The organism is Streptomyces sp. UH6, from assembly GCF_013421635.1.
Classification (GTDB): domain Bacteria; phylum Actinomycetota; class Actinomycetes; order Streptomycetales; family Streptomycetaceae; genus Streptomyces; species Streptomyces abyssomicinicus.
In genome coordinates this window covers 1-3,585 of sequence record NZ_JACADT010000589.1, presented here as the reverse complement: position 1 = coordinate 3,585, position 3,585 = coordinate 1, and the positions used below count along the sequence as shown (strand labels likewise).

At 73.5% G+C, this 3,585-nt stretch carries 4 protein-coding genes; 2 read left to right on the top strand and 2 right to left on the bottom strand.

Annotation, left to right across the window (positions count from 1 at the left end; genetic code table 11):
• The coding region (locus HW445_RS22545; RefSeq protein WP_180222792.1) for a sulfurtransferase at positions 1-834 on the bottom strand (834 nt) is incomplete at its 3' end.
• A gap of 226 nt (positions 835-1,060) precedes the next feature.
• On the opposite strand from HW445_RS22545, the gene HW445_RS22540 reads away from it, so the two are divergent.
• Positions 1,061-1,855: a VOC family protein gene (locus HW445_RS22540; protein WP_308799703.1), complete on the top strand. Its 795-nt coding sequence runs from the start codon at positions 1,061-1,063 to the stop codon at positions 1,853-1,855.
• A 20-nt stretch (positions 1,856-1,875) separates the two neighbouring features.
• Here the strand turns inward: HW445_RS22540 and HW445_RS22535 are convergent, their stop codons facing one another.
• Positions 1,876-2,481: a hypothetical protein gene (locus HW445_RS22535; RefSeq protein WP_180222790.1), complete on the bottom strand. Its 606-nt coding sequence runs from the start codon at positions 2,479-2,481 to the stop codon at positions 1,876-1,878.
• Between the two features lie 186 nt (positions 2,482-2,667).
• Between HW445_RS22535 and HW445_RS22530 the strand changes: the two genes are divergently transcribed.
• On the top strand, positions 2,668-3,474 hold the full coding sequence (locus HW445_RS22530) for a phospholipid scramblase-related protein (RefSeq protein ID WP_180222789.1): 807 nt from the start codon (positions 2,668-2,670) through the stop codon (positions 3,472-3,474).
• Positions 3,475-3,585: the final 111 nt, after the last annotated feature.

The following is a 3,585-nucleotide window of genomic DNA, read 5'->3' as shown; positions in this document are numbered from 1 at the left end:
CCAGGATCCCGCGTACAGCGCGGCCGGGACGCCCGCGACCGCGAGTGCGAGGATCTCGTGCGCCGCCGACACCCCGGATCCGCAGTAGACGCCGAGCCGCGTCCCCGGCGTCACGCCGAGCGCCTTGAAGCGTTCGGCGAGTTCACCGGCGGGCAGGAACCGGCCGTCCGCCGCCGTGTTGTCCGTGGTGGGCGCCGAGACCGCGCCCGGGATGTGTCCGCCCACCGGGTCGATCGGCTCGACCTCGCCCCGGTACCGCTCCCCGGCGCGCGCGTCCAGCAGCAGCCCGGAACCGGCGATCCGCGCGGCGCCCTCGGCGTCGAGCAGCCCGGAACCACCGGCGCCCGGCACGGGCACGAAGTCGCCTTCGTGCGGGACCGTCTCCTCGGTGCTCAACTGCCCGTTCCAGCCGCCGAGTCCGCCGTCCAGGACCCGCACGTCGGGATGCCCGGTCCACTGCAGCAGCCACCAGGCCCTGGCGGCTCCCCACCCGAGACCGCCGTCGTACACCACGACGGGCCGCCCGGCCGACACACCCGCGCGGCGCATCGCGGTTCCGAAGGTCGCCATGTCCGGGAGCGGGTGGCGTCCGCCCGCTCCCGGCGGAGCGGCCAGTTCGCGGTCGAGGTCGACGAAGACCGCGCCGGGCAGGTGCCCTGCCGCATACTCCGCCCGCCCGTCGAACGGCGGAGCACCGGAGGCCGACGCCAGGCTCAACTGCCAGCGCACGTCGAGCAGTACGGGGCGCCCCGGCCCGTCCAGCAGGTGGGCCAGCCTCCGCGCGGAGATCAGGGGCCGGGCGACGTCGGAGTCGTCGTGAAGGATGTCGTCCATGGCCGCATCCTGCCCTACCGGCGGCGCCGCGAGTGGCAGGTCCGCACGACTTTGGCTAACCTGCTCCGCCACGGCCTTCCGTCACGGAACGCATCGCCTGGGCCACACTGTGTACCTGTCGGCATGGGTACGCGTCCAGCGGGCAGTGGGCACTTCGGAGAACCAACGCGCCGAGGACGAACGGGGAGCCACCATGGGGACCGCGAGGGGAACAGGGACGGCCGAGGTGACCGAGACGACACGCGTACCAGGCACCGCGAACGCGCCGGGCGCACCCGGCACGCCCGGCTGGGTCACCTTGGTGGCGCCCCGCCCGGAACGCCTCAAGGGCTTCTACGAGACGCTCCTCGGCTGGGAGTTCCGGCCCGGCCCGCCCAGCCTCGGCATGAATCTGCGGGCCTTCGTCGGCGACCGCCCGGTCGCCGCCATCGGGCAGGTGCAGCAGCACCGCGCCTCCCGCGCCGCCGCCTGGACCCCCTTCCTGCTCTCCGCCGACATCGACCTGGCCGCGATGGCCGTCGGAGCGTGCGGGGGAACCATCGGCGTCGGCCCCCTCAACGACCGTGAGGGCGGCCGCCTGGCGATCGGCGCCGACCCCTCGGGGGCCGTCTTCGGCATCCGCGGCGCCGCCCCCTTCGGCAGACCCGGTGAGGGTCCCGGCACCCCCGCCTGGCACGAGCTGCTGACCTACGAGCCCTACCGCATCGCCCCGTTCTACCGGCGCGTCTTCGGTTTCTCCTCCGTGCGGGAGACCAACCCCGAGGGCGCCGAGCGGGTGGTCCTGCACGCCGGAAGCCGGCCGATCGCCTCCGTCCGCGGCCTGGGCCGCGGCGAGACCTTCGACCGTGGGCCCCACTGGGTGACCTGGTTCCAGGTCCGGGACGTCGACGCCTCCGCGCTGCGCGCGGTCGACCTCGGCGGACGGATCTCCGAGGCCCCGCACGACGGCCCCTACGGGCGGACGGCCACGGTCGTCGACCCGGAGGGCACGCCCCTCGGGCTGATCGACCGGCGCCGCTGACCGGACGTCCGGCGGCCGGCTCAGTGGTCGACGTCGACCACGATCCGGTTCGGCGCCCCGAGGGCGAAGATGCGGTAGGAGGAGTACTCGCCGAGGGCGAGGCCCAGGTGGAACTCGCGGACCGACGCGTCGGCGTAGGCGAACTGCCCCTGGCCCTTGAGGCTGGGGAAGCCGTAGGTCCGGTGACGCGGGCCGGTGTACACGAGCCTGCCGCCGGAGAAGTCGAAGCCGGTCGCCCGGTGCAGCGTGACCTTCAGGTACTCCGCGCCCGTGACGGGCATCGTCGCCCCCTCGCCCGCGGCGAGACGGCCACCGACCTGCCGGGCCGTCGTCCACCGCGGGACCGGGCCCCGGCCGAGGTCGATCACGAGCCGGTCGTGGCCGGGATGGGTGGCGGCACGGACGCCGAGGACGCAGACGTCCTGGCAGTCCGATCCGGCGGAGACCGTCCCGGTCGCCGTCGTGGTCGTCGTGGTCGTCGTGGTGGTAGTGGTCGCCGTCGTGGCCGTCGCCGTGGTGGCCGTCGTCTCCGGCACGGCGGCGGCCTGCGGCGCGGTCAGGCACAGAGCCGCCGCGGCGAGCGCCACGACGGACGCCCGAAGTCGCCGGTATCCCTTGTGGTGCACGCAAGTCCCCCTCGGTGCATGGCGATCGGCTTGCCCACGAGACGCTACCCGGGAGGAGGGAGGCCGAAGACGGGAAGAACGGAACAGGCCCCCCGGTGGCACGCCGGAAGCCCTGCGGGCCCGGGAACCGCCGAGAAAGATCGAACGTTCGTAGCACGCTCGATCGAACTTCCGTACTATCCGCTGGTGACCACACATCCCACACATCCGGCCGGCTGGTACCCCGATCCCCATGGAGCCCCCCAGCTCCTGCGCTACTGGGACGGCGGCCGCTGGACCGAGCAGACCGCGCCGGCGCAGGGCGCGGCCCAGCCGGTCCCCCAGATGCCCGACCCCCGCGTCGCCCGACAGGTCCAGCAGCAGGCCGGGGTGCACGCACCCGCGACCGGCACGGGTTCCCTCCTCACCGAACCGGTCCTGGTGGTGAACCAGAAGGCCAAGCTGGTCGAGCTGGTCAACGAGTACAAGGTGATGGATCAGCGGGGCAACCACATCGGCTCGGTCGTCCAGGTCGGCCAGAGCGCCCTGCGGAAGGTGCTGCGCTTCGTCAGCAGCCTCGACCAGTTCCTGACCCACCGCCTGGAGATCCGCGACGCCCACGGCCGGCCGCTCCTGCTGCTCACCCGCCCCGCCAAGTTCATCAAGTCCCGGGTGGTCGTGACCCGTCCCGACGGCTCCCCCCTCGGCGAGATCGTCCAGCAGAACGCGATCGGCAAGATCAACTTCTCGATCGACGCGAACGGCGCCAAGCTCGGCGAGATCCGCGCCGAGAACTGGCGCGCCTGGAACTTCGCCATCGTGGACCACGCCGGCGTCGAGGTCGCCCGCATCACCAAGACCTGGGAGGGTCTCGCCAAGACCCTCTTCACCACCGCCGACAACTACGTCCTCCAGATCCACCACCAGCTCCCCGAGCCGCTGCGCAGCCTCGTCGTCGCCACGGCGCTCACGGTGGACACCGCCCTCAAGCAGGACTCCCGCGGCTTCGGATGACCCGGCCCGCGGTGGGGCACGGCGCCGGTCCGCCACGGTGCCCCACCGGCCGCGGGGAAGCCCTCGTCGCTCAGGGGACGGCGTCGGGCGGCGGCAGGGCCCGCAGCAGCG